The following is a 1,281-nucleotide window of genomic DNA, read 5'->3' on the forward strand; positions in this document are numbered from 1 at the left end:
AATCCTGGGCGTGCTGGAACTCCGGGCTGTAGAAGCGCGTGGCTGGGCTCAGCGGCCCGCCGGCGCGGGGGAATTCGTTGAAGTACACGCTCTTCAACGCACCCTCGATGTCGGAACTGCGTACGAAGGCTTCGCGCACTCGCACGTCATCGAACGGCGCACGGGTAATGTTCAGCGTGCCGTTGGTGGGGTTGCCGGGGCGTTGGGCGATCACCAGGGTCAGGTCCGGGTTGCGTCGAGCGGCCTCGTGGGATTCGGGGGGCAATGCCTCGATCACGTCGACCTCGCCAGCCTGCAACGAGGCGAAGCGCACGGAAGGTTCCTGGATGAACTTCCAGACGATCCGGTCGAGCCAGGCCGGGCCCTGGTGCTTGGCGGTGGGTGGCGCCCAGTTGTAGTCAGGGTTGCGCACCAGCTCGACCTGGCTTTGCCGGTCCCAGCGCACGACCTTGAACGGGCCGCTGCCGACCGGGCTTTCGCAGTTCACATCGCGCGAGCGCAGCAATGCCGTGGGGGACTCGATGCCGAGGAAGCCTTGGGCGAGGACTTCAAGAAAGGCCGCGTACGGCGTAGCCAGGTGCACCACTGCGGTGTATTCGTCGAGCACGTCGGTGCTGCGGTATTGGCGGATGTAGCCGCCTGCGGTGCTGGATTGGGTCTTGGGGTTGGCCATGTGGTCGAGGTTGGCCTTGACGGCGGCGGCGTTGAACGGGGTGCCGTCGGTGAAGTGCACGTCGTTGCGCAGGTGGAAGGTGTAGGTCAGGCCGTCGGGGGAGACTTCCCAGGTCTTGGCGAGCCAGGGGCCGATGCGGCCGTCGGCGTCCATCGAGACCAGGGAGTCGAGGTACTGCTGGGCGACGAACACCTGGGGCATGTCGCCGGCCACGTGGGGGTCGAGGCAGGTGGGTTCGCGGTCGGTGGCGTAGACCAGGGTGCCGCCCTTTACCGGTTGGTCACTGCGGGTGACGGTTGAGCTGCCTTGGCCACAGCCCAGGAGCAGGCCGCAGAGTGTGGCGGTGCCGATAAGGAGCAACGGGCTGGATCGTCGCGGGTAAGGGGCGGGTTCTTGCATGATGGGTCAGGCCTAAAGTCCGGGAACTGGGTCATTGCACAAGGCATGCCGGGTTTTTGGGGCTGTAAACAGGGGGGATTGGAGGGTTGGGGGATTGCTGAAAACGACAATGTGTGTGGGAAGTGTTGGTCAGGCAACAGCTCGGCCTTGGGGGGCGTGAGGTTTGAGTACATATCCGTTGCTGCGGTAACGGCCGCTATTGGTTCCGC

At 64.9% G+C, this 1,281-nt stretch carries 1 protein-coding gene; it reads right to left on the reverse strand.

Annotated elements, in window-relative coordinates:
• Nucleotides 1–1,072 (reverse strand): ABC transporter substrate-binding protein (locus HX846_RS35265; protein WP_256740334.1); only part of this gene is annotated, 1,072 nt, incomplete at its 3' end.
• Nucleotides 1,073–1,281: the final 209 nt, after the last annotated feature.

This window comes from Pseudomonas sp. K5002 (assembly GCF_013386655.1).
In the GTDB taxonomy this organism is placed as follows: Bacteria; Pseudomonadota; Gammaproteobacteria; order Pseudomonadales; family Pseudomonadaceae; genus Aquipseudomonas.